22 protein-coding genes are annotated in these 23,497 nt (G+C 55.1%); 9 read left to right on the top strand and 13 right to left on the bottom strand.

What is annotated here, in order from left to right; translation table 11 throughout:
• Positions 1 to 34 precede the first annotated feature (34 nt).
• Entirely contained in the window at positions 35 to 991 is a 957-nt protein-coding gene (gene zipA, locus D9980_RS12620; RefSeq protein ID WP_121607466.1) for a cell division protein ZipA, read from the bottom strand.
• A 222-nt stretch (positions 992 to 1,213) separates the two neighbouring features.
• Between zipA and cysZ the strand changes: the two genes are divergently transcribed.
• The 5 genes from cysZ (at position 1,214) to crr (ending at position 6,296) form a co-directional block, all read left to right on the top strand.
• The gene (gene cysZ, locus D9980_RS12625; protein ID WP_021178686.1) at positions 1,214 to 1,975 is read left to right on the top strand and encodes a sulfate transporter CysZ; all 762 of its coding nucleotides are present in this window, start codon (positions 1,214 to 1,216) and stop codon (positions 1,973 to 1,975) included.
• Positions 1,976 to 2,334: 359 nt separating this feature from the next.
• Positions 2,335 to 3,303: a cysteine synthase A gene (gene cysK / locus D9980_RS12630; protein ID WP_046808395.1), complete on the top strand. Its 969-nt coding sequence runs from the start codon at positions 2,335 to 2,337 to the stop codon at positions 3,301 to 3,303.
• Between the two features lie 402 nt (positions 3,304 to 3,705).
• Positions 3,706 to 3,963, top strand: a complete 258-nt coding sequence (gene ptsH / locus D9980_RS12635; protein ID WP_024484477.1) for a phosphocarrier protein Hpr — start codon at positions 3,706 to 3,708, stop codon at positions 3,961 to 3,963.
• Positions 3,964 to 4,009: 46 nt separating this feature from the next.
• Positions 4,010 to 5,737 carry a phosphoenolpyruvate-protein phosphotransferase PtsI gene (gene ptsI / locus D9980_RS12640; protein ID WP_024484478.1) on the top strand — a complete coding sequence of 576 codons (1,728 nt, stop codon included), beginning with the start codon at positions 4,010 to 4,012 and terminating at the stop codon, positions 5,735 to 5,737.
• Between the two features lie 49 nt (positions 5,738 to 5,786).
• Entirely contained in the window at positions 5,787 to 6,296 is a 510-nt protein-coding gene (gene crr, locus D9980_RS12645; protein ID WP_021807057.1) for a PTS glucose transporter subunit IIA, read from the top strand.
• Between the two features lie 65 nt (positions 6,297 to 6,361).
• Here crr and pgtP read toward each other — a convergent pair whose 3' ends face one another.
• Entirely contained in the window at positions 6,362 to 7,744 is a 1,383-nt protein-coding gene (gene pgtP, locus D9980_RS12650) for a phosphoglycerate transporter PgtP (RefSeq protein WP_121607467.1), read from the bottom strand.
• Positions 7,745 to 8,202: 458 nt separating this feature from the next.
• Here pgtP and D9980_RS12655 point away from each other — a divergent pair, with 458 nt between their 5' ends.
• The 3 genes from D9980_RS12655 to D9980_RS12665 are packed head-to-tail and all read left to right on the top strand — an operon-like array spanning position 8,203 to position 12,676.
• Positions 8,203 to 9,438, top strand: coding sequence for an ABC transporter substrate-binding protein (locus tag D9980_RS12655; protein ID WP_273543329.1), 1,236 nt, complete (start codon positions 8,203 to 8,205; stop codon positions 9,436 to 9,438).
• Complete coding sequence (locus D9980_RS12660; protein WP_121607468.1) at positions 9,435 to 11,438, top strand: ATP-binding protein; 2,004 nt, start codon at positions 9,435 to 9,437, stop codon at positions 11,436 to 11,438. The genes D9980_RS12655 and D9980_RS12660 overlap by 4 nt, the downstream gene beginning before the upstream one ends.
• Complete coding sequence (locus D9980_RS12665; RefSeq protein WP_121607469.1) at positions 11,432 to 12,676, top strand: sigma-54 dependent transcriptional regulator; 1,245 nt, start codon at positions 11,432 to 11,434, stop codon at positions 12,674 to 12,676. The genes D9980_RS12660 and D9980_RS12665 overlap by 7 nt, the downstream gene beginning before the upstream one ends.
• Positions 12,677 to 12,874: 198 nt before the next feature.
• Here the strand turns inward: D9980_RS12665 and D9980_RS12670 are convergent, their stop codons facing one another.
• The 10 genes from D9980_RS12670 to D9980_RS12715 all read right to left on the bottom strand — a co-directional run bounded on the left by D9980_RS12670 (position 12,875) and on the right by D9980_RS12715 (position 22,369).
• Positions 12,875 to 14,185, bottom strand: coding sequence for an ATP-binding protein (locus D9980_RS12670; protein WP_024484483.1), 1,311 nt, complete (start codon positions 14,183 to 14,185; stop codon positions 12,875 to 12,877).
• 5 nt (positions 14,186 to 14,190) lie between these two features.
• Positions 14,191 to 14,871 carry a response regulator transcription factor gene (locus D9980_RS12675; protein ID WP_121607470.1) on the bottom strand — a complete coding sequence of 227 codons (681 nt, stop codon included), beginning with the start codon at positions 14,869 to 14,871 and terminating at the stop codon, positions 14,191 to 14,193.
• 226 nt (positions 14,872 to 15,097) lie between these two features.
• Positions 15,098 to 15,979, bottom strand: a complete 882-nt coding sequence (gene cysM / locus D9980_RS12680; RefSeq protein WP_098931856.1) for a cysteine synthase CysM — start codon at positions 15,977 to 15,979, stop codon at positions 15,098 to 15,100.
• Positions 15,980 to 16,047: 68 nt separating this feature from the next.
• On the bottom strand, positions 16,048 to 17,136 hold the full coding sequence (gene cysA, locus D9980_RS12685; RefSeq protein ID WP_021178698.1) for a sulfate/thiosulfate ABC transporter ATP-binding protein CysA: 1,089 nt from the start codon (positions 17,134 to 17,136) through the stop codon (positions 16,048 to 16,050).
• Positions 17,126 to 18,001 carry a sulfate/thiosulfate ABC transporter permease CysW gene (cysW, locus tag D9980_RS12690; protein WP_121607471.1) on the bottom strand — a complete coding sequence of 292 codons (876 nt, stop codon included), beginning with the start codon at positions 17,999 to 18,001 and terminating at the stop codon, positions 17,126 to 17,128. Before cysW ends, cysA begins: the two co-directional genes overlap by 11 nt.
• A complete protein-coding gene (cysT, locus tag D9980_RS12695) occupies positions 18,001 to 18,834 on the bottom strand; it encodes a sulfate/thiosulfate ABC transporter permease CysT (protein ID WP_021178700.1) in 834 nt (277 codons plus the stop codon). Before cysT ends, cysW begins: the two co-directional genes overlap by 1 nt.
• Positions 18,834 to 19,856 carry a sulfate ABC transporter substrate-binding protein gene (locus D9980_RS12700; protein ID WP_121607472.1) on the bottom strand — a complete coding sequence of 341 codons (1,023 nt, stop codon included), beginning with the start codon at positions 19,854 to 19,856 and terminating at the stop codon, positions 18,834 to 18,836. Before D9980_RS12700 ends, cysT begins: the two co-directional genes overlap by 1 nt.
• Positions 19,857 to 20,139: 283 nt before the next feature.
• Positions 20,140 to 21,039, bottom strand: coding sequence for a Dyp-type peroxidase (locus D9980_RS12705; protein WP_024484486.1), 900 nt, complete (start codon positions 21,037 to 21,039; stop codon positions 20,140 to 20,142).
• Positions 21,040 to 21,199: 160 nt separating this feature from the next.
• Complete coding sequence (locus D9980_RS12710; protein WP_121607473.1) at positions 21,200 to 21,784, bottom strand: RpoE-regulated lipoprotein; 585 nt, start codon at positions 21,782 to 21,784, stop codon at positions 21,200 to 21,202.
• Between the two features lie 120 nt (positions 21,785 to 21,904).
• Positions 21,905 to 22,369, bottom strand: a complete 465-nt coding sequence (locus D9980_RS12715; protein ID WP_024484488.1) for a DUF2919 domain-containing protein — start codon at positions 22,367 to 22,369, stop codon at positions 21,905 to 21,907.
• 158 nt (positions 22,370 to 22,527) lie between these two features.
• On the opposite strand from D9980_RS12715, the gene D9980_RS12720 reads away from it, so the two are divergent.
• The gene (locus tag D9980_RS12720; RefSeq protein WP_121607474.1) at positions 22,528 to 22,926 is read left to right on the top strand and encodes a YgiW/YdeI family stress tolerance OB fold protein; all 399 of its coding nucleotides are present in this window, start codon (positions 22,528 to 22,530) and stop codon (positions 22,924 to 22,926) included.
• 38 nt (positions 22,927 to 22,964) lie between these two features.
• Here D9980_RS12720 and D9980_RS12725 read toward each other — a convergent pair whose 3' ends face one another.
• A complete protein-coding gene (locus D9980_RS12725; RefSeq protein ID WP_024527108.1) occupies positions 22,965 to 23,390 on the bottom strand; it encodes a GNAT family acetyltransferase in 426 nt (141 codons plus the stop codon).
• Positions 23,391 to 23,497: the final 107 nt, after the last annotated feature.

A 23,497-nucleotide genomic window follows, 5' to 3' on the forward strand; every position in this document is an offset into this window, starting at 1 on the left:
TGGATTACGGATTATGCAGTGCACTGGCAACCGGTCAGGCGTTGTTTTCCAACACTTCGCGGATGCGTGCTTTGTAGGTTTCCAGCTTTTGCGGGGTCATCATGCGGCGCTCATCGTCAAGCACCACGCCACCCACATCGTCGGCAATACGTTGTGCCGATTGCAGCATCAGTTTGAAGTTCTGATTGGCGTCGCCGTAAGACGGCACCATCATAAACATCGATACGCCCGGCGTGGAGAAATCGGACATCATTTCCGGATCGAATGACCCAGGCTTGACCATATTGGCCAGGCTGAACAGCACGGGGCCACTGCCTGCCGGGCTGATATGGCGATGGAAGATACCCATTTCACCAAATTGGAAGCCCGCCTGCAGTACGCTCTGCAGCAACACTTCACCCCCGATCACACCGCCTTGATGGGCTGCCACGTGCAGCACCAATACGGTTTCCTGCAGTTTTGCCGGTTTCAACGGTTCCGGCGCTGGCTGCGGTTCACGCATAGGCTCTGCATGATGGAAGGCAGACTCTGGCGCAGGAGCGGTAGCCGGAGGCATATCGTCAACGCGCGGCTCACGACGCACAACAGGTTGCTGCGGCTCTTCGTCCTCGTCCTGGGCATAGTTATCCAGCAGGATGTCATCGTAATCCGGACGCTGGGAGAGCGGCGCGGGCTGGGCTGGCCGAGGCGCAGGTTGAGCTGCTGGAGCTGGCCTTGGTGCAATCACCGGCTCTTCGCGTGCGACATCGATATGGCCCATTGATGGCTCATCCTCAACTTCTGCGCGAGTGGCACGGATACGTACCTCTCCCACGCTTTCAGCAGGATCATCAAGTGGAGTAGGTTCACGCTCATTTTTCGAGCGTTTGGCTGGGCGATCGCGAAAAAGGGACGAGCGTTCCTTACGGCTGGTCCAAAGACCATGTAATAACAACGCTATTATGGCGATCGCGCCAACAACGATTAATATCAGACGCAAATCCTGCATCATTGCTATCTCTGTTGTTCCAAGACATTGCCACCGCGGCAAACATTCACTCTTTAACTCTATTTGCCCACAGGCACAAGTGCAAGTCCGTGCTGAACTTTATGCCAATAAAGATGATTATTCGGCATTTTTTTGCTGTTTTTTCAGCCAATGTGGCTCTAGCCAGTGGAAAATCAACCCTATATGATAGCTTAGCCTGTTTAGCCAAAGAGAAAATCTTAAGATATGTCCTATGTGCCTCCCCCTGTTGGGTCCACCAACGGCTTCCATTATTTTGCCCAAGGATGGCGCCTGATTTCGCGCCCGGGTATTAAACGCTACGTCGTCCTGCCGTTACTGGTGAACGTGCTGCTGATGGGCTCTGCCTTCTGGTGGCTGTTCAGCCAACTGGGCGACTGGATCCCGAGCATGATGAGCCATGTGCCAAGCTGGCTACAGTGGCTAAGTTATTTACTCTGGCCGATGGCGGTCATTTCCGTGCTGTTGGTGTTCAGTTACCTGTTCAGCACCATCACCAACCTGATCGCCGCCCCGTTTTGCGGGCTGCTGGCGGAACAGCTCGAAGGCAGCCTGACCGGCAAACCGCTGCCGGATACCGGTATGCTCGGCGTGGTCAAAGATCTGCCGCGCATCATGTCCCGTGAATGGCGCAAGCTGATGTATTACCTGCCACGCGCGCTGGGCCTGCTGTTGCTCTACTTTATACCGGGCATTGGCCAAACGTTGGCACCAGTGTTGTGGTTCCTGTTCAGCGCCTGGATGTTGGCCATTCAATACTGCGATTATCCGTTTGATAACCACAAGGTCAGCTTCGCCGAGATGCGCCAGGCGTTGCGCCAGCACAAAACCGATAATCTGCAGTTTGGCGCGTTGGTGAGCCTGTTCACCATGATCCCCATCCTCAATCTGGTGATCCTGCCGGTGGCAGTCTGCGGTGCCACGGCGATGTGGGTCGACCGTTATCGTGCACAGTTTGTTCGTCACTAACGGTTTTATTTGAGGGCGCTTCGTGCGCCCATCCTGATGATGAGATTACCCTATGGATTTCAAGCTGTAGCTAGGCGCCAAGCTATCTCATCCCCAGGAGCTTATGTTCAATAAGTGACTGGGGTGGGACAAATCTGTCGGGAACAGATTTGAACGCTGTACACGGCGGCCCCGTAGGGGTGAGGTCCAAGGATGGGCCGAGTAACTGTGCAGGTAACAACGCTACAGCTTGAAAGACGACGGGTATAAAACTTATTCTCTAATAACATATCTATATACCAATTCTTTACTTCCCTGCCGAGACCGTTAGCGTATGCTTTCGATGTTCCCTACATTTCATAGAGTTATAAGGACGGGCCATGAGCAAGATTTACCAAGACAACTCATTAACAATCGGCCATACGCCGCTGGTTCGTCTGAACCGTATCGGCAACGGACGCATTCTCGCCAAGGTTGAATCTCGCAACCCGAGCTTCAGCGTCAAATGCCGCATCGGTGCCAATATGATTTGGGATGCCGAAAAACGTGGCATTCTGAGCGCAGGCAAAGAGCTGGTGGAGCCAACCAGCGGCAACACCGGTATCGCCCTGGCGTTTGTCGCCGCGGCGCGAGGTTACAAGCTCACGCTGACCATGCCGGAAACCATGAGCATCGAACGTCGTAAACTGCTCAAGGCGCTGGGTGCCAATCTGGTGCTGACCGAAGGTGCAAAAGGCATGAAAGGGGCGATCGCCAAGGCCGAAGAGATTGTGGCCACCGATCCGAACCGCTACATCCTGCTGCAACAGTTCAGCAACCCGGCCAACCCGGAAATCCACGAACAAACCACCGGCCCGGAAATCTGGGAAGATACCGATGGCGAAGTCGATGTCTTTATCGCGGGCGTCGGCACTGGCGGTACACTGACCGGCGTCAGCCGCTTTATCAAGAACACCAAGGGCAAGGCTATCACCACAGTGGCGGTTGAACCAACCGACTCACCGGTCATCAGCCAGGCGTTGGCAGGCCAGGAAATCAAACCCGGCCCGCATAAAATCCAGGGCATCGGTGCAGGTTTCATTCCTGGCAACCTGGATCTGAACCTGGTTGACCGCGTCGAGCAGATCACCAACGACGAAGCCATCAGCATGGCACGCCGCCTGATGGAAGAAGAAGGCATCCTGGCCGGGATTTCTTCCGGTGCCGCCGTGGCGGCCGCCGTCAAACTTTCCGAAGAAGCCGACTTTACCGACAAGACAATTGTGGTTATTCTGCCTTCTTCAGGTGAGCGCTACTTGAGCACCGCTTTGTTTGCCGATCTGTTCACCGAACAGGAACTGCAGCAATAGCGCAAACAGTGCACAAATAGCTAAAAAAGCACCTATTCAGGTGCTTTTTTTGTGGACTGGATCAAAGTTTACACCACTCAACGATTGATTTTCGCCGCTGGCTTTAGTATTTAACCGGTCAATTATTTCGATGCGCAAAATTAATCACCTTCCTGCCATTGTTTGAGCTGAATCGATTTACTCATTTGTTGCTCCAGCGAAAAACACGGCATAATGGGGAGCTGATTGAAACAACGCCAGATGCTCGGATTTTTTGATCTGAAATGCTTAAAGCGTCGTTTTATGTTGCATCAACGCTCGCCCCTGTACCATAGTCAGGCGCTAACCAGACAAGCTAAAATCACGCCGTTAGGCTAAACTTTAGCTCCACAACCTTAAATCCGATAAGTTGGGGAAACATCAATGTTCCAGCAAGAAGTGACTATCACCGCTCCGAATGGTCTGCACACTCGCCCTGCCGCTCAGTTCGTAAAAGAAGCCAAAGGCTTCACGTCTGACATCACCGTGACTTCCAACGGCAAGAGCGCTAGCGCCAAAAGCCTGTTTAAGCTGCAAACTCTGGGCCTGACCCAAGGAACAGTAGTCACCATCGAAGCCGTTGGTGAAGACGAGCAGAAAGCCGTTGAGCACTTGGTAAAACTGATGGCAGAGCTTGAGTAATCGGCCCGTCTTTTTAGTTAACACCAGTCAAGAGTAAGGTAGGGTTATGATTTCAGGCATTTTAGTATCACCGGGTATCGCTTTTGGTAAGGCTCTCTTGCTGAAGGAAGATGAAATTGTCATCAACCGGAAAAAAATCTCTGCAGACCATGTAGAGCAGGAAATCTCACGTTTTCTGGCAGGCCGCGCCAAAGCGTCTGAACAGCTGGAAGTAATCAAAACCAAGGCAGGCGAGACCTTCGGCGAAGAAAAAGAAGCGATCTTCGAAGGCCACATCATGCTGTTGGAAGACGAAGAGCTTGAGCAGGAAATCATAGCCCTCATCAAAGACGATCTGGCGTCTGCCGATGCGGCAGCCTACACCGTGATCGAAGGCCAGGCGAAAGCGCTGGAAGAATTAGACGACGAATACCTGAAAGAGCGCGCGGCGGACGTGCGTGATATCGGTAAGCGTCTGCTGCAAAACATCCTGGGCCTGGCGATTGTCGATCTGACCGCCATTCAGGATGAGGTGATACTGGTCGCGAAGGACCTGACACCGTCAGAAACCGCACAGTTGAACCTGGACAAAGTGCTGGGCTTCATCACCGATCTGGGTGGCCGTACTTCCCACACCTCGATCATGGCTCGCTCCCTGGAACTGCCTGCTATCGTTGGCACCAGCGACGTGACCACCCAGGTAAAAAACGGCGATTACCTGATCCTGGATGCGGTTAACAACAAGATTTACGTCAACCCGACGACCGAGGTGATTGAACAGCTGAAAGCGGTTCATACCCAATACGTCACCGAGAAAAACGATCTGGCCAAGCTGAAAGACCTGCCGGCGATCACGCTGGACGGGCATCAGGTTGAAGTCTGTGCCAACATCGGTACCGTGCGCGACGTCGCCGGTGCAGAGCGCAATGGCGCCGAAGGTGTCGGCCTGTATCGTACCGAATTCCTGTTCATGGACCGCGACTCACTGCCAACCGAAGACGAGCAGTTCTCAGCTTACAAGGCCGTTGCGGAAGCCATGGGCTCACAGGCAGTCATCGTCCGTACCATGGACATCGGCGGCGATAAAGACCTGCCGTACATGAACCTGCCAAAAGAAGAGAACCCGTTCCTGGGCTGGCGCGCGATCCGTATCGCGATGGACCGCCGGGAAATCCTGCACGCTCAGCTGCGCGCCATCCTGCGTGCTTCTGCTTTCGGTAAACTGCGCATCATGTTCCCGATGATCATCTCGGTGGAAGAAGTGCGCGATCTGAAGGGCGAGCTGGAAACGCTGAAAGCGCAGCTGCGTGAAGAAGGCAAAGCCTTTGACGAGAGCATTGAAGTGGGCGTAATGGTGGAAACACCGGCCGCGGCAGTGATTGCTCGCCACCTGGCGAAAGAAGTCGACTTCTTTAGTATTGGGACAAACGATTTAACCCAGTATACTCTGGCAGTAGATCGCGGCAACGAGCTGATTTCTCATCTCTATAACCCGATGTCCCCATCAGTGCTTGGCCTGATCAAACAGGTTATTGATGCATCTCACGCAGAAGGCAAGTGGACCGGTATGTGCGGCGAGCTGGCTGGCGATGAGCGTGCTACACTGTTGCTTTTGGGCATGGGGCTGGATGAGTTCAGCATGAGTGCGATTGCAATCCCGCGCATCAAGAAAATTATTCGTAATACCAATTTCGAAGATGTGAAGGCATTGGCAGCGCAGGCCTTGGAACAACCAACGGCACAGGATTTGATGAACTGCGTCAATAAGTTCATCGAAGAAAAAACGCTCTGCTAAAATTCCACGACACTGGAACGCCGCCCAATTTAATGCTTAGGAGAAGATCATGGGTTTGTTCGATAAACTGAAGTCTCTGGTTTCTGATGACAAGAAAGACATGGGCACTATCGAGATCGTCGCTCCACTTTCTGGCGAAATCGTCAATATCGAAGATGTACCGGACGTCGTATTCGCCGAGAAGATCGTTGGCGACGGCATTGCTATCAAACCTGCAGGCAACAAAATGGTTGCTCCGGTTGACGGCACTATCGGTAAAATTTTCGAAACCAACCATGCGTTCTCTATCGAATCTGATAGCGGCATTGAGCTGTTCGTGCACTTTGGTATCGACACCGTTGAACTGAAAGGCGAAGGCTTCAAACGCATCGCGGAAGAAGGTCAGCGCGTCAAGAAAGGCGATGTGATTATCGAGTTCAATCTGGCCCTGCTGGAAGAGAAAGCCAAGTCTACCCTGACTCCGGTGGTTATCTCCAACATGGACGAGATCAAAGAGCTGATCAAACTGTCCGGCAGCGTCACCGTTGGCGAGACCCCGATCATCCGCATCAAGAAGTAATCGCGGTTCGATCGTAAAAATGGCGCCTTTATCGGCGCCATTTTTTTATCCAGGACTTCTAAGCCCTACTGTGCTACCAGCGGCTCCGCTTGTAGCTCCTGTTGCTGTCTTTCACGCTCCAAGGCCAATACGCCACGATGTGACAGATAGCAGAACAAGATGCAGCACACCACGCCGCCCATCAGCAGATAAAAGCCGCCATGCCATCCCATGTTATCGACCATCACGCCAAACAGGCTGGTGCCCAGCGTGGCCCCAAAGATATAGCTCATAAAGCCACGCAGGCCAACGGCAGAGCCGACAGCAAAGCTGGGAACGATCTCCATCGTCTGTACCGAAGCCAGGAACTGTGGCACATAGATCAGGCAACCGACGATCGCGGCAAAGATGGTGACCATTAACAGCGAGTCACTCTTCCAGTAACCAATCAGACAGATGAAAATCATCACCATGCAGATCATCGCCAGCGGCATACGGCGTCCCTTGAACAGCTTATCCGACAGCCACCCAGCCAACAGTGTTGACGGGATCGCCGCCCATTCGAAGAACAGAAACGCGATGCTCATCTGCTCTTTGGAGAAATGCTTTTCGGTCAGCAGGTAGATAGGCAGCCAACTGATCATGCCAAAGCGCACCATGTAGACAAATACGTCTACCAGCGACACGTACCAGGCATTTTTATTACGCAGGACATAGGTACAGAAGATCTGAAAGGCGCTCATATTTTCCGGTGCCTGCTCCTGCACACCGGTTGTCATCCTGACGGTTTCTTCCGGCATCATTTGTTCCAAGGCAGGCAGACCTTCACTGCGCGGCGAGCCTTTACCCAGCCACAGGACCACCAGCGCAAACAGCACCGCCACGCCCGCAGGGACGATATAGCTGGCGCTCTGCCAGTGTTCACTGCCCAACACCGCAAAGGCCACGCCGACGATGGGGGCCACCACCCCGCCGCCGATATTGTGGGATATATTCCAAAATGCGCCAACGCAGCCGCGCTCACGACGTGGGAACCAGTTGGCGATGGTAATGAACGAAGGGCCTACGCCCATCCCCTGGAACAGGCCGTTAAACACCACCAATGCGGCAAAGATCCAGAAGGCGGTGCTGAACCCCAAACCGACGTTGACGATGGCACACAGCACCAGGCCACAGGCCATAAACACTTTGGGATTGGCCTTATCGGCCAGGCTGCTCATCACCCCTTTGCTGATGCCGTAGGCAATCAGCATGCAACTGCTCAACATGCCGATCTGCGTCGCACTCAGATCCAGATGCTCTTTCAGGTAGGGCGTCGAAAGGGTGAAGTTGTTACGCACGATGTAATAGGCCAGGTAGCCCAAAAAGACGCTCAGTAACGCTTGCATGCGATAACGCTGGTAGGTTGCCTGCACCTGTTCTGGCGGAACACGCTTCGCCGCCGCGCTAGGTTTTAATAATGAAAACATGTTATTCCCCTGTGAGGTTTATCTGTACTGGCTCGATGCGCCTGCTATTTATTAATAACGCTCGCAGCGGATGGTGTAATTAATTCATTAATAAGACAAGCCCCGTAATATGTGTCAAAATTGACTCAAACCCAGAACAAATAAGCCCAATTTTGACCCATCAATTAACATTACCGTTATTAACCAAAAACCAGTTCGCTCACCTCCACGCGCTAGAGTGCCACAGCACTGCGGTTGCACACAAAGCCAGCCCACAAGTGGTGATGTTTTTGAAGGTGTTAACAGTATTGATAGTCTATCAATGGTAATATTCTGACTTCATCAACGTTATAACCCCGGCTAAATCCTATTGGTTGACGAAAAATATTTTTGTCCCAAATGTTTTGCGGGTTATTTTTATCGTTATTGCGATTTTATGAATAAGATCACAAACGATGAGGTCGAGGGAGAGTTTTATTATGCGTGCAACGCTCATTTTTACGGCAATGGCCTGCTGGCTGTTATCCAGTGTCGCCGGGGCTAAAAGAAATGAACTGGTGATGGCCACCACCTTTTCACCAGAGGCAACCGCCTATCTCATCAGCCGTTGGCAAGGCCAGCCCCAGTCGGTGGTCATCCGCACGCTGAACCGCACCAGCGCCTCCCTGGAACAACTGCTCGATAGCACCGGCAGTGACAACGTCGATCTGGTGCTGACCTCCTCCCCCATGCTGCTCCAGCACCTGCAACAGCATCAGCGCCTGGCAAACTATGAGGGTGCTCCGGAACAATCACAGCGGCTAGTGCCTGAGCCTATCCGCAATACCGCCGTGGCGGTGGCCATTTCGGGTTTTGGCCTGCTGATCAACCGCACCAATCTGGCAGAGAAACGGCTGCCGCTGCCAGACGATTGGGACGATCTGACCGATGCCCGCTACCAGGGGGCCCTGCTGATGAGCAGCCCTTCCCGCTCGGATACCAGCCACCTGATGGTGGAGTCGCTGTTGCAACAGCGGGGGTGGCAATCTGGCTGGCAAACGATGTTATCGGCAGCCGGTAACCTGATCACCATCTCTTCGCGCAGCTTTGGCGTGGCGGATAAAGTCAAAAGCGGCCTGGGGTCCGTCGGGCCGATTATCGATAACTACGCCAATCTGCTGCTCGACGATCCGCATCTGGCCTTCCATTATTTCCCTCAGGCCGCGGCCTCCCCCACCTATATTGCCGTGACGAGCAATAGCCATTATCCCGCCGAGGCCCGGCGCTTTATTCAGTTCCTACTCAGCCCGCAGGGGCAGCGGGTCCTGGCCGATACCAGCACGGGAAAATACCCGGTGGTTCCGCTGCCGGCAGACAGCCCACGTTTCGCGCAGCAGCAAAAGCTGTTACAGCGGCCGCCGCTGAATGACTCGCTGATCCTGCAACGTCAGCGCCTGGTACAAAAGCTGTTTGATACGGCCATCAGCTTCCGCCTGTCTCAGCTCAAGGACGCCTGGAAAGCGTTGCATGGCGCTGAAAGCCGCCTCAAACGGCCCTTGCCGGAGATCCGCGCGTTGTTGACCGCCATTCCTGTCACCCAGGCCCAAAGCGAAGATCCGCAGTACCTTAAACAGTTTGCGGCACGTAGCGAGAGCGAGCAGCAGGTCATGGAATGGCAACTGTTCTTTCAGCAGCAGCAAAGAAAGGCCATCAAGGCGCTGGAAGAGTTAAAATGAGCCGTTTATTGCCGCGCTTCTTCAAACGCCTGACCATCAGCGCCTGTCTGCGGGGAGCGTTTCTTACCGGCGCGCTGCTGACGCTTACCGTCAGCGGGGTCAGCCTGTACTCCTGGCATGAGCAAAGCTCGCAGGTCCGCTATGCGTTGGATGATTACTTTCCGCGTATCCAATCTTCGTTCGTGATCGAAAGCAATCTGAACACGCTGGTCGATCAGCTCAATGAGTTTTTGCAGGCCGCCAATACCAATGCCCGCCTGCAGTTAAGAAATCAGATCGTCGGTCATTTGGAGCAAATCGAGCAGGCCAGCATGCAGTTGGATAACCCTGAACGTCAGCAAATTCAGGCGACGCTGGCAGAAAGCCGCCAACTGTTGGGCCGATTGGACAACGCGCTGTACAACATGTTTATCGCCAGGGAAAAGGTCAATGAGATCGCCGCGCGCATCAGTTGGTTACATGATGACTTCACCACCGAGCTGAATTCGCTGGTGCAGGATTTCAGTTGGCAACAGGGGGCATTGCTCGATCAGATGGAGACAGGCTCTGGCCAGGTACTCCCCCGCTTGCAAGCCAGTCTGCGCGAGGTGCAAAGTGAGCAGCAGCAAGTCTATGCCCTGGCACGCATTGAGAACCAGATCGCCGATGCTTTACGCGATCGCCTCAACGAGCTGCAATCTGGCAGTGAAGAACCTACTTCGGTTGCCGAGCATGTACGTTACCTCGCCTATCTGCAAAAAACGGCCAACGAAAGTATGCAGGGGTTGCAGGCTCATCCCAGCACCATCACGCTACGTCAAACCATAGACGAACTGCTGGAGACCGGCATCGCCGATAACAGTATGCCCGCAGCGATGAAAAACTATCATCAGGCGCAACGGGCACTTACGTTGGCTACCCAAGCCAAGGAGGCGACGCTTGCCCGCTTTCGCACACAGCTGGAATCGCAACTGAGTAACAGCCACCAGCAGATGCAGACCTTTAACCATCGCCTGGAGCAGATCATCCGCGTCAGCGGCAGGCTAATTGTGATCGCCACCCTGCTGGCGATGTTATTGGTGTATTTGCTCAATCACTACTTTATCCGTTCCCGCCTGGTCAAGCGTTTTACCCAGCTCAACCAGGTGGTGGTACGCATCGGCCTTGGGGAAACCAACGCAGCGATCCCGGTTTACGGTGGCGATGAACTGGGCCGCATCGCCCGCCTGTTGCGGCGGACCCTAGGCCAGTTGAACCAGCAAAAATCCCGGCTGGAGCAGGAGATCACCGAGCGTAAGGGCATTGAGCTGCATTTGCGTGCTACACAGGATGAGCTGGTGCAGGCCGCCAAACTGGCCGTGGTTGGGCAGACCATGACCACCCTGGCCCATGAAATCAACCAACCGCTCAACGCCCTGTCGATGTACCTGTTTACCGCTCGCCATGCGGTGGAGAAACAACAGCCCGAGGCGGCCACGCTGGCCCTGACCAAGGCCGATGGTCTGATTGGCCGCATGGATGCCATCATCCGTATGCTGCGGCAATTTACCCGGCGAACGGAACAGGATAGCCCCTCTCAGCCCGTTGATTTGCGCCAGTCATTACTTGCCGCCTGGGAGTTGCTGGCTCTTCGCCACCAACCGTTGCAGGGGGAACTGCGGCTACCGGAAGGTGCGCCAAACGTGTTAGGTGACGAGGTGCGCATTCAGCAGGTGTTGGTCAATCTGATGAGCAACGCGCTGGATGCTTGCCAGGAGCGGCCGCTATTGCAGATAAGCTGGCAACGCCAAGCGTCAGGTTGGCAGATCATGCTGTGGGATAATGGCCCTGGCTGGCCGCTGGCGCGCGCTGAATCGTTACTCAAACCTTTCACCACCAGCAAATCGGTAGGCTTGGGGATTGGCCTGTCCATCTCGCTTTCGCTGATGCAGCAAATGGGCGGTAGCCTGCATCTGGCCTCTACGCTGACGCAAAACGCCTGCGTCGTTTTACAGTTTCAACCGGTGGATCAACCATGCTAAGCCAACAAGCGCAAATTCTGTTAATCGACGACGATGCCGACGTCCTTGATGCCTATACCATGCTGCTTAACCAGGCAGGCTATCAGGTCCAGGCCTGTAATAACCCGCTTAAGGCACAGGAAATGCTCGGTGAGGAGTGGCCAGGGATCGTTATCAGCGATGTCTGTATGCCTGGCTGTTCCGGGATTGAGCTGATGGCGCTACTGCTCGCTCACGATGCCTGTTTGCCGGTGTTGTTGATCACTGGCCACGGCGATGTGCCGATGGCGGTTGAAGCAGTGAAAAAAGGGGCCTGGGACTTCCTGCAAAAACCGGTCAACCCGGCCCAGCTACTCGAACAGGTCGCTACCGCGCTGGCCCAGAGACGTTCTTACATTGCCCGTCGTCGTTGGCAGCAAGAACAACTGCAGAGCAATCTGATTGGCCGTAGTGAGTGGGTAAAGCAGCTACGGGTGCGTTTGCAGCAGGTAGCCGAAACCGATTTGGCAGTTTACCTGCAAGGGGAGTTAGGGGTCGGCAGGACTTTGGCAGCCCGCTATTTACACCGCATGAGCCATCGCAGCGAACAGCCGTTGATCGTGGGTGAATTAACCCCGGGCGGCGAAGCACCGTTAGAACAATGGATTGAGCAGGTAAGCGGCGGGACACTGATTTTACGCCACCTCGAACACTTGTCTATCACCCAGCAGGCGCGGCTGATCCAGCTCCAGGGGCAAGACCCGCTGCCCTTCCGGCTGATCGGCATTGGGACTTCACCGTTGGTGGAACTGGCCGCCGGGCATACCCTCCTGCCCGATTTCTATTACTGCTTTGCCATGACCCAAATCGCCTGCCTGCCGCTTTCTCTGCGCCCCGACGATATAGAGCCGTTATTCCACCACTACCTGGAGCAAGCATGCCTGCGCCTTAACCATCCATTGCCGGATCTGCCAGCCGAGCTGATCAAACGTTTGGTAAAAAGGGTATGGCCAAATAACGTGCGCGAACTGGCCAATGCCGCAGAGCTGTTTGCCGTCGGGGTGATGCCACTGGCAGAGACCGCCAACCCGCTGTTGCACGGATCCGATCCCGCGCCGCTGGATCAGCGTATCGAAGACTATGAGCGCCAGATCATTACCGAGGCATTGAACCTGCATCAGGGGCGGATTAACGAGGTGTCCGAGTATTTACAGATCCCGCGTAAGAAGCTCTACCTGCGGATGAAAAAGTACGATCTGGATAAGCAGCATTATCGTTAAAATCAAACCGCCTCAGGTTGCTGTCAAATCAACACCTAGCTCACTCCGTAGGGGCGCTGCATGTGCTGCGCCCCTACAAGTGAGCTTGGAGCAAATTTGTCAGTAGTCTCACATCTACGATGCGAAAACCAACCAGTACAGCGCCCCGTTGTGAGTCCAGAGAGAGGTTTTCAGCAGTCGTTATTTTATCTGTAACCTTTAGCTCCAGCGTGGTACCCGCAGCGTGATCACCAGGCCGCCCTGTTCTCCATTGTGTGCTTCAACCTGCCCACCGTGGGCCAGCACCACTTTGCGCGTGATAGCCAAACCCAGGCCATAGCCCTTGCCAGACATCGCCGATTTTACCCGGACGAAAGGATCAAAGATGCTGGACAGCTTCGACTCCTCCACGCCCGGCCCCTGATCGCTGACCTGGATCTGGAATAACTGGTCGATACGCGTCAATACCACGGTCACCCGCTGGCCATGGCTGGAAAAGCGCAAGGCATTGCGCACAATGTTCTCAACCGCCCGGCGCATCAATTCGGCATTACCTTTTACGGTGTATTCCTCGTCGGAACTGGCCTGCAACACGATCTCTACGCCGGGGATTTGCGCCTCGTAGCGCGCATCGTTAACCACCGCCTCCACCAGCCCATAGAGATCGAAATACTCTTCATCATCCGACAGGCCGTTGTTCTCGGTACGCGACAGCGCCAGCAATTCGCCAATCATCTTGTCCAGCCGCCCGGCTTCGTGCTCGATACGCTGCAACGAGTTCTCCACGTTCTCCGGATTTTGCCGCCCCAGGCCGATCGCTAGCTGCAAGCGGGCCAATGGCGAACGCAACTCATGGGAGACATCATGCAGCAATTGCTCACGGGCGCTGACCAGCACCTCCAGCCGCTCCGCCATGCTGTCAAAGTCACGCGCCACCTCAGAAAGCTCGTCATGCCGCCGCCGCATCGCCGGGAACAGCCTCACCGCCAGATCACCCTGCGCTACCCGCTCAAAACCAGCACGCAGCTGGCGCATCGGGCGCGTCAGGTTCCAGGCCAACATGGCGCTGAACAGCAAGCCCCCCAGCCCACCGACCCACACCATTGGCTCCGGAATGTTCAGCAGGCGCCAGCGCTTGGGTGGCCGATATTCGGCACGCAGTCCTTCCAGATCGTAGCTCAACAGGTAACTCTGGTTATCTGCACCTGTTACCCATTCCACCATCATTTTCGCGGGTCGGTCGGAGACAGACTCATCAGCCGATGGCTTAAAGGCTGGTGTCACGCTTAAGAAGCGGCGTTCGGTTTCAGGCCACTTGGCAACCATTGCGTTCAGCGCGGGCATCCCACTGCTGCGCAACACCGAGGCCGCAGAGGTCAGTTGCAGATTAGCGATACGCCAGGTCATGCTGTTTTCCGGGACTTCATGGCGATTACCATAAAAGGTAAACGTCACCCACAGCGCCTGGGTCATGATGATAAACGTCAGCCAGAAACCGAGCAGTATTTTCCAGAACAGTCTTCCGCGCATCGGCATTACCTAATGCGGTAACCGATACTGCGCACGGTTTCAATGCTCAGTCGGTTATCGGTTAGCGCACCCAGCTTCTGGCGGATATTGCTGATATGCACGTCCACGCTGCGATCGTAAGCCTCACGTGGCCGCCCCAGACCTTTCTCTGACAGTTCATCCTTCGACACCACTCGTTCAGGCGAACGCAGCAGTAACTCCAGCAAGTTGAACTCTGAGGCGGTGAGGTCGAATGTTTTGCCCTGCCACGCACTGCTACGGGTGGACGGGTTGAGGGTCAATTCGTTAAAGCTCAGGACAGAAACTTTATCCACCGCTTCCGGCTGTTCTTCAAACCGGCGCAGCACCGCACGCAGGCGTGCCACCAGTTCGCGTGGGTAACAAGGTTTGGGCACATAGTCGTCGGCGCCCATCTCCAGCCCGATCACCCGGTCAATATTGTCACCCTTGGCCGTCAACATGATGATCGGCAAGCGGCTCTTTTTACGTACCTCGCGCAGCACGTCGATACCGCTCATGTCCGGCAGCATGATGTCTAGGATCATCGCAACATACTCGCCAGAAAGCGCACCGTCTACTCCGGCCTTGCCGGTCAGCACCAGGGACGCGTTGAATCCTTCAGCCGTCAGGTATTCGCTCAGCATGGTGCCAAGTTCCAGATCGTCATCGACCAATAAAATTTTCATGCCCACTCCTTCGCTGATTTGCCGCCATTTTCGCGTCTATTGACGCCCTACGCAGCCGGTTTTACCTAATCCTTACACAATATGCGAACGCTGGCGGAATATCGAGTTGTTGGCATGGGGGAATGGGAGGAGAGAGTCGTAACAACAATAAAGGTCGGGTGGCTAACGAGGCCACGATTAGAAAACCGGTGGCGGGGTTTGCATCCCACCACCGATGAACGCTCGGCTACGAAAATACGCCTGTGGACAGGTAGCGGTCACCGCGGTCACAGACAATGGCGACGATGACGCTGCCAGGGTTAGCTGCAGCGACGCGCAATGCACCGGCTACGGCACCACCAGAGCTGACACCACAGAAAATACCTTCCCGCTGCGCCAGTTGGCGCATGGTCTGTTCGGCTTCGCTTTGTGCCATATCCAACACCTGATCCACCAGCTCCGGGCGGAAAATACCCGGCAGATAAGCCGGTGCCCAACGGCGGATTCCTGGAATGCTGCTGCCTTCAGCGGGCTGTAAGCCGATGATATTCACCTGCGGATTTTGGCTTTTCAGATAGCCACCAACACCGGTAATGGTGCCGGTAGTGCCCATGCTGGAGACGAAATGGGTGATACGGCCAGCGGTCTGCTGCCAGATTTCCGGGCCGGTGGTGGTGAAGTGCGCGTAGGGATTATCCAGATTGTTGAACTGATCCAACACCTTGCCCTGCCCCTGCTGCTGCATCTCCAGCGCCAGGTCACGCGCCCCTTCCATCCCCTGCTCACGGCTGACCAGGATCAGTTCGGCACCATAAGCTCGCATCGCTGCCTGGCGTTCCATACTCATGTTTTCCGGCATCAGCAGCTTCAGCGTGTAGCCTTTCATTGCACAAATCATCGCCAGCGCGATGCCGGTATTGCCACTGGTGGCCTCGATCAGCGTATCGCCCGGCTGAATTTCACCACGCAGTTCCGCCTGCTGGATCATCCCCAACGCGGCCCGATCCTTGACCGACCCCGCCGGATTGTTGCCCTCCAGCTTGAGCCAGATTTCACTGTCCAGCCCTTCGGCCAGTCGTTGTAGTTTTACTAACGGTGTATTACCGATGCATTGTTCCAGCGTGGTCACAATCATTGCCTACGTATAATGTAAAAAGGCAACCCTGGGTTGCCTTAAATGGGAATGGTTAGAAATTATCAGGCGCTTTTAGCTAACGCAACCGGTTGTAACAGTTGTTCACCGGCGTAAAGGCGAGCATTCAGGCTGCCAACGTAGTAACGGTCCCCGCGCGCCGGTGCGGCATGGCCTTCCGACATAATCACGCTGATAGGCTCCTGATGCCAGCCAATCGGCTGCACGGTCAACTGCCAGAAGTGGCCACGCGGGCTGACTTCCAACACCTGCACCGGTAATGGGCATCGGGCGCTGCAATCGGTGCCGATCTCCATTTCCCACGGGCGCAGGAACAGATCGACGCTGCCTTGATGCATTGGCTGGAACGACAGCGGCCATTGGTGAGCGCCCACAAACAGCTGTGAACCGCGGATTTCACCGTTCAGGCGGTTAACTTCGCCCATAAACTCCAGCACGAAGCGGGTGGCGGGTTCACGCATGATCTCGGTCGGTGAACCTACCTGCTCGATATTCCCCTGGCTCATCACCACGATGCGATCGGCGACTTCCATCGCTTCTTCCTGATCGTGAGTGACGAACACGCTGGTGAACTTCAGTTCCTCATGCAGTTGACGCAGCCAGCGGCGCAGCTCTTTACGCACCTGAGCATCCAGCGCACCAAACGGCTCGTCCAGCAGCAGGATCTGGGGCTCCACCGCCAGCGCGCGCGCCAAGGCGACACGTTGCTTCTGGCCGCCGGAAAGCTGTGAAGGGTAGCGGTTAGCCAGATGACCCAACTGCACCATCTCCAGCAACTGCTCCACTTTTTGTTTGATCGCCGCCGCATTCGGACGTTCGCGACGTGGCAGCACGCTCAGGCCAAAGGCGATATTGTCGAAAACCGTCATATGACGGAACAGCGCATAGTGTTGGAACACGAAGCCGACGCGGCGATCGCGAGCATGCACGCGGCTGACGTCGGTGCCGTGGAAACCCAGCTTACCGCTGCTCTGGCTTTCCAACCCGGCGATAATCCGCAGCAAGGTGGTCTTGCCCGAACCGGATGGGCCTAACAGCGCCACCATCTCACCGGAAGGAATATCGAGCGAGATATCGTTCAATACCTTGGTACGGCCAAAAGACTTGTTGATACCGTTAATCTCAATGCTCATGATTTTCCTCCCGCTCGAGACGCGCATCCTGACGCGCCAGGCGCCATTGCAGTCCGCTTTTCAGAAATAGGGTGACTATCGCCATCAGGGTCAACAGTGCCGCAGCGGTAAACGCCCCGGCGGTGTTGTAATCCTGATGCAGTAATTCCACTTGCAGTGGCAAGGTATAGGTTTCGCCACGAATAGAGCCGGACACCACCGATACCGCACCAAACTCGCCAATCGCGCGGGCGTTGGTCAGTACCACGCCATACAGCAATGCCCAGCGGATGTTCGGTAAGGTAACGCGGCGGAACATCTGCCAACCGGAAGCGCCCAACAGCACCGCGGCCTCGTCTTCCTGGCTGCCCTGGCTCATCATCAGCGGCACCAGTTCACGGACCACAAATGGGCAGGTCACGAATATCGTCACCAGCACCATGCCCGGCCAGGCGAACATCAGTTGAATGTCATGGGCATCCAGCCAGCCACCGATAGGGCCGTTGGTGCCGTAAAACAGCAGATACAGCAGCCCCGCCACCACCGGCGACACCGCAAAAGGCATGTCGAACAGCGTCAGCAGCAGTTGGCGGCCTGGGAAGGTAAAGCGCGTCACCAGCCAGGCCAGCAAAGTACCAAACACCAGGTTGACCGGCACGGTGATCAACGCCACCAGCACCGTCAACCAAATGGCATGCAGCATGTCCGGGTCCGACAGGTTATGCCACACGGCACCCACGCCAGAGGAAAATGCCTCGATAAAGATCATCACCATCGGCACGACCAGCAGCAGGATGGAGAACAGCGCGCCAATGGTAATCAGCGTCCATTTTCCCCAATTCACGCGTGGGCGCTCTGCGCCGTTCAGGGCGGTAACATCAGCCATCAGTGCCCTCCAATACGGCGGCCAAAGCGGCTCTGCAAGGTGTTAATGGCAAACAGCAGCAGCAGTGATGCCGCCAGGATCACCGAGGCAATCGCACTGGCTGCCGGGTAATCGAACTCCTGTAAGCGCACAAAAATCATCAATGAGGTCACTTCGGTTTTCCAGGCAATGTTGCCAGCGATAAATATCACCGCGCCAAATTCCCCCAGGCTGCGGGTAAACGACAACGCCGTACCGGCGAGCAGCGCTGGCGCAACTTCTGGCAAGACCACGCGGCGGAAGCTCTGCCAACGGGTAGCCCCGAGCGTTTCGGCGGCCTCTTCATATTCTGGTCCCAACTCTTCCAGTACCGGTTGCACCGTGCGTACCACGAAAGGAATGCTGGTAAAGGCCATCGCCACCGCAATCCCCAACCAGGTGAAGGAAACCTTGATATCAAAATGAGCCAGCCATTGTCCGTACCAACCGGTGGTAGAAAACAATCCCGCCAAGGTCAGGCCGGCCACCGCCGTAGGCAATGCAAACGGTAAATCCATCAGGCCATCCAGCAAGGAACGGCCAGGGAACTGGTAACGAGTGAGGATCCAGGCCATCAGCATGCCAAACACCGCATTGAAAACGCTGGCGACTCCGGCCGCCAGCAGCGTCACCTTATAGGCCGCCACGACCTGCGGATTGGTGATCACTTCCCAATACTGTGCCAGACTCATTTGCGCCAACTGCATCACCAGCGCGCTGAGCGGCAACAGCAAAATCAGGCAGGTGAAAAGCAGGCTGCTTCCCAGACTGAGAGTAAACCCAGGCAGTACCCGCTTGCTGGCCATTGAAAACATTACTTATGCCCTGCCGCTAACAGTTGGTCCAATTCGCCGCCCGTCGCAAAGTGGGCACTCATCACCTGCGGCCAGCCGCCGAACTGATCTTCCACGCTGAACAGCTTGGTCTCAGGGAATTGGCTCTTGGCCGCCGCCATCACCTCTGGGTCATTAACGCGATAATAGAAGCTGGTGATCAGTTTCTGGGCCGCCGGACTATAGAGATAGTTCAGGTACTCTTTGGCCACCTGCTCGGTGCCGTTTTTCTCGACGTTTTTGTCCACCCAGGCCACCGGGAACTCCGCCAGAATATCGACCGGCGGCACGATCACTTCATACTTGTCTGCGCCGTACTGCTTGCGGATATTGTTCACTTCGGATTCAAAGCTGATCAGCACGTCGCCCAGGCCACGTTCGACAAAGGTCGTCGTTGCACCACGGCCACCGGTATCAAACACCACCACGTTTTTCAGCAAACGGGTCATGAACTCACGGGTCTTGGCCTGATCGTTGCCATCAGCCTGGCTGGCAGCGCCCCAGGCGGCCAGATAGGTGTAGCGACCATTACCGGAGGTTTTCGGGTTCGGGAATACCAGCTTCACGTCATCACGCACCAGATCGCTCCAGGTGTGGATGCCTTTCGGGTTGTCCTTGCGCACCAGGAATGCCATGGTGGAATAGAATGGAGAACTGTTGTTCGGCAGGCGTTGCTGCCAATCTGCCGGGATCAGTTGGCCGCGATCGTGCAGGATTTGCACGTCACTGACCTGGTTATAGGTGACCACATCGGCACGCAGACCCTGCAGGATTGCCAACGCCTGTTTAGAAGAACCGGCGTGGGACTGTTTGATGGTCAGTTTGTCGTTCGGATGCTGCTGATCCCACTGCTTTTCAAAGCCAGGGTTCAGCGCGGCAAACAGTTCGCGGGAGACGTCATAAGAGCTGTTGAGCAATTCTGCCGCCGAAGCCGTACCGCTGGCTAACAATGCCGCCACCAGCCAACCTTTCAACAGCGTATTTTTAACCCGGGAATGTTTCATTCTGCACCTTATCACTGAGTCTTACCGCCGGGCTGATGCCCTGATATTGACCAGTGTATTTATAACTTGATGCAGACCTGTAACGCTTTTATATACCGTTTAGTGATTTTCAAGCATCAAACGCTATAAGGCAGGAGGGGAGCGGTTCACCGCAGAGGGAGGGAAAGCCCGGAGCCAGAGGAACTGGCCCAGAGAATGACAATGTTGATGAATTTATTGTAGAGGCGCCGCATGCTGCACCCGTTTAACAGCGTGCTATACCCCTACATAAAAGCCAATTACATCAAAGCGACATCAGACGCGTCAGCGAAGGTGCGAAGTAGTAGCTGCCGGTCACCGCGCGGCTGAAACGCAGCATCGCGTCGTGTTTGCCGTCCAGCTCGCCGAACATGCTTAACAGCTGCTGTTCGATGTTGTGCAGGCGCGCGCAATAGGCGATGAAATACAGGCCATGTTTGCCGCTGGCGGTGCCATAAGGCAGGCTCTGGCGCAAAATTTTCAGCCCTTTGCCGTCTTCTTTCAGATCGACACGGCTGACGTGCGAGGTATCTGGCCGTTGATCCGGCGGCAGTTCTTCACTGTCTTGTTTGGTACGGCCAATGATCTGTTCCTGCTGTTCGGTGGTGAAACGCTGCCACTGGCGCAGGTTGTGCTCATAACGCTGTACCAGCACGTAGCTGCCACCTTCGTCTTCTTCACCAGCGCCAATCACCGCTACCTCTGGGCGTTGTTCGCCCTGCGGGTTTTCAGTACCGTCGATAAAGCCGCTCAGATCGCGCTCCTCTACCCAGCGGAAACCGTGCGTTTCTTCTTCAATACGAATGGTGTTACCAAACGCGGCCAGGGCGGCCTGCGCCAGGGTGAAGTTCACGTCATGACGCAGAGATTGAATATGGATCAGCATATCGCGTTGGGTGGCCGGTGCCAGCCCCTTGCCCAGTGGTGCGAAAGGCTTCAGCTCTTTGGCTCCCTGGCCATTGGAAAGGTCATGCCAAACGTCGGAGCCAAAAGCGATAACCGCACCTAAATGGGCATCTGGAAACTGTTGCTGCAACTCGCCGAGCACCTGGCAAAACTGTTTGCAGCCTTGGCGCAGATCGACGAATTCGCCCTGCACCATCGCTTCCATAAAAATGCCAAAACGGCAGTGTTCCAGCAGGATGCCGCTCTGAACCTGTGTCATGTTGATTTCCTCAAGACCTGAATCGGGTAACAGGTTACCCTGTTATAAACGCGCAATATCATAACGCACAGCAGGCTGATTGCCTTGCCCGAACGCAAAGAAAATAGGGATTTAACGCCAAACGAGGCAGGCACACCGCAAGGTGCGCCCGTAATGAGAATTATTGTGCTTTGGCATGCCAGACGATCTTGCTCACCGTCCAGCTCTGCAGAGTATCGTCCGGTGGGATCAGATCCTGTGGACCAGCCCATTTGCCACTGAAGATATAGCTGACATTGCGGCTTTGCTGCGCCACGCACTCGACCTTGCCAACATCCTCACCTTCGGCCGGTTTACAAGCACCATAGGCCTTGCTGAACAGTTCGCTAAACGGCGTACCCAGCTTGCTGCCCCATTCGGTGGCAATCTTGGCGTCCATCACGTCAACGCGCTGCACGTGGCCTTTAGGTTCCCCGGTGATCACCAGCTTCACGTCATCGCCGTCCAATGCCTGGAAGTAGGAAACAATCTGCCCTTGGTTGGTCGCCATCCCGCCACGCATGCGGTAGTTGTTATTCAGCCCCTTGCCAATCGCCGCCTCCGTCATGGGGGTACCGGCCCCCACATCACCGACGCCTTTAGCGCTAACCTCCACGCTGCCGCCAAACCAGTTGAACGGCGACAGGCTGGACCAGGAGAAGTTTGACATGGTCGAACAGCCGGTCAACAACAGCGGTAGCCCTAACAACAGTGGGCGAATATTCATTCATAGCTCCTTAACATCAAAGACATCGGCGATACGCAGCCTCTCATAACCACTGTGGCTGCGCCATCAATTGCCAGGTTGGAGTGCGTAAATTGGGAAAAGTGCCGCAATTTTTAACAATTAACCCGCCTCATCCTGCGGGATAAAACAGGCTTTCAAGCGCCTATTCATTAAAAGATATCCCATCGCCAGCACATCCAGCAGCGCTAGCAGGAGATCCAGCGGAGGTTCATTGCTGTCTTGCTGCCAAAGGCTGTAAAGCGAGCCGAGCAGCGCTGCCGCCAGCGAAACTATCAGTACCCAACGCCAACTACGCCACAGACGTGGCCAATGCTGGCGGCGGCCAGCAATCAAAAAGGCCAGCGCCGCAGGCAGCCCAAGCGCAATACCGTACCAAAAGCGCTGAGTATCTGGATAGAACAGCTGTAACAAGCCAGCACCCTGATCGCGTGAGGTACCCGCCATCACAAACAGTAGCCAGGTACGAGCCTGTAAGATCAGTACGCCCCAAAACCACAGCGGCAACCGTAACATACCGTGCTGATCGTAATCGTCCGGTGAAAACCGGTGTGTTGACGCCTTCAAAAACTTTTCCTTACCGATGTTATGATTACCCTTGCAAATGGCGACGGTGACCACCATTTTCAATCTCCAGCTTAAGAAGCTCTTAAGATCCTTATGGTTTAATCAGGTTATGTCCCGCTAACGGGAAATCATTCAGACCACTGATAAGGAAGATCCAGATGAAAAAGATCGCTTTAATTACACTCATCGCATTATGCAGCGCACCGGTTCTAGCTCAACAGGGCGGGTTCCTCGACCCCAACGCGACACCGGCTCAAACGCAAACCAGCCCGCAAGGTGGCTTCTCCGGCCCTAGCGCCACGCTGACCACGGTAGATAAGGTCAAATCGTTGAGCGATGATACCTGGGTGATGTTGCAGGGCAATATCGAACAGCGCGTGGGTGATGACACCTACACCTTCCGCGACGCCACCGGCACGCTGACGGTAGAGATCGACAGAAAGCGCTGGAACGGCCAGACCATCACTCCAAAAGACAAGGTTCAGTTGGAAGGGAAAGTGGATAAGGACTGGAACAATGTAGAAGTCGATGTGAAAAACATCAAAAAACTGCCTTAAACCAGGGCTTGGGGCGGTGGCAACCACCGCCCTGACGATCAATACTCTTGATCTTCGATCAGGCGTTTACCCAGGCTGGTGATCGCCTGAATTTCGTAGCCGAGCTTTTCATACATTTCGATCACGGTGTCGTTGTCTTCACGCACCATCAGCTGAATTTTCGGACAGCCGCGCGCAATCAGCTTTTTCTCCAGCCGATTAATCAACGCATTGGCAATGCCGCGCCCGCGATAGTCTGGGTGAACGCCCAGGTAATACGCCGAGCCACGGTGGCCGTCGTAACCGCCCATCACCGAGCCAACCACCTCACCGCCCACTTCCGCTACCAAAAACAGATCCGGATCGTGGTTCAGTTTGCGTTCAATATCCATCTCGGGATCGTTCCATGGCCGTAACAGGTCGCAACGCTCCCACAGGGTGATGACTTCTTCAAAGTCGTCTTGCCGAAATACGCGAATTTCCATCGTTGCTCGCTACTGTTAATTGAACTTTTTTCTGATTATTGCGTAATTATTAACTGATACCCACAGTCTTTCAAGCTGCAGCGTTTTGCCAGGTAATAAATGGCAAT

Source organism: Serratia sp. 3ACOL1 (genome assembly GCF_003668775.1).
In the GTDB taxonomy this organism is placed as follows: Bacteria; Pseudomonadota; Gammaproteobacteria; order Enterobacterales; family Enterobacteriaceae; genus Chania; species Chania fonticola.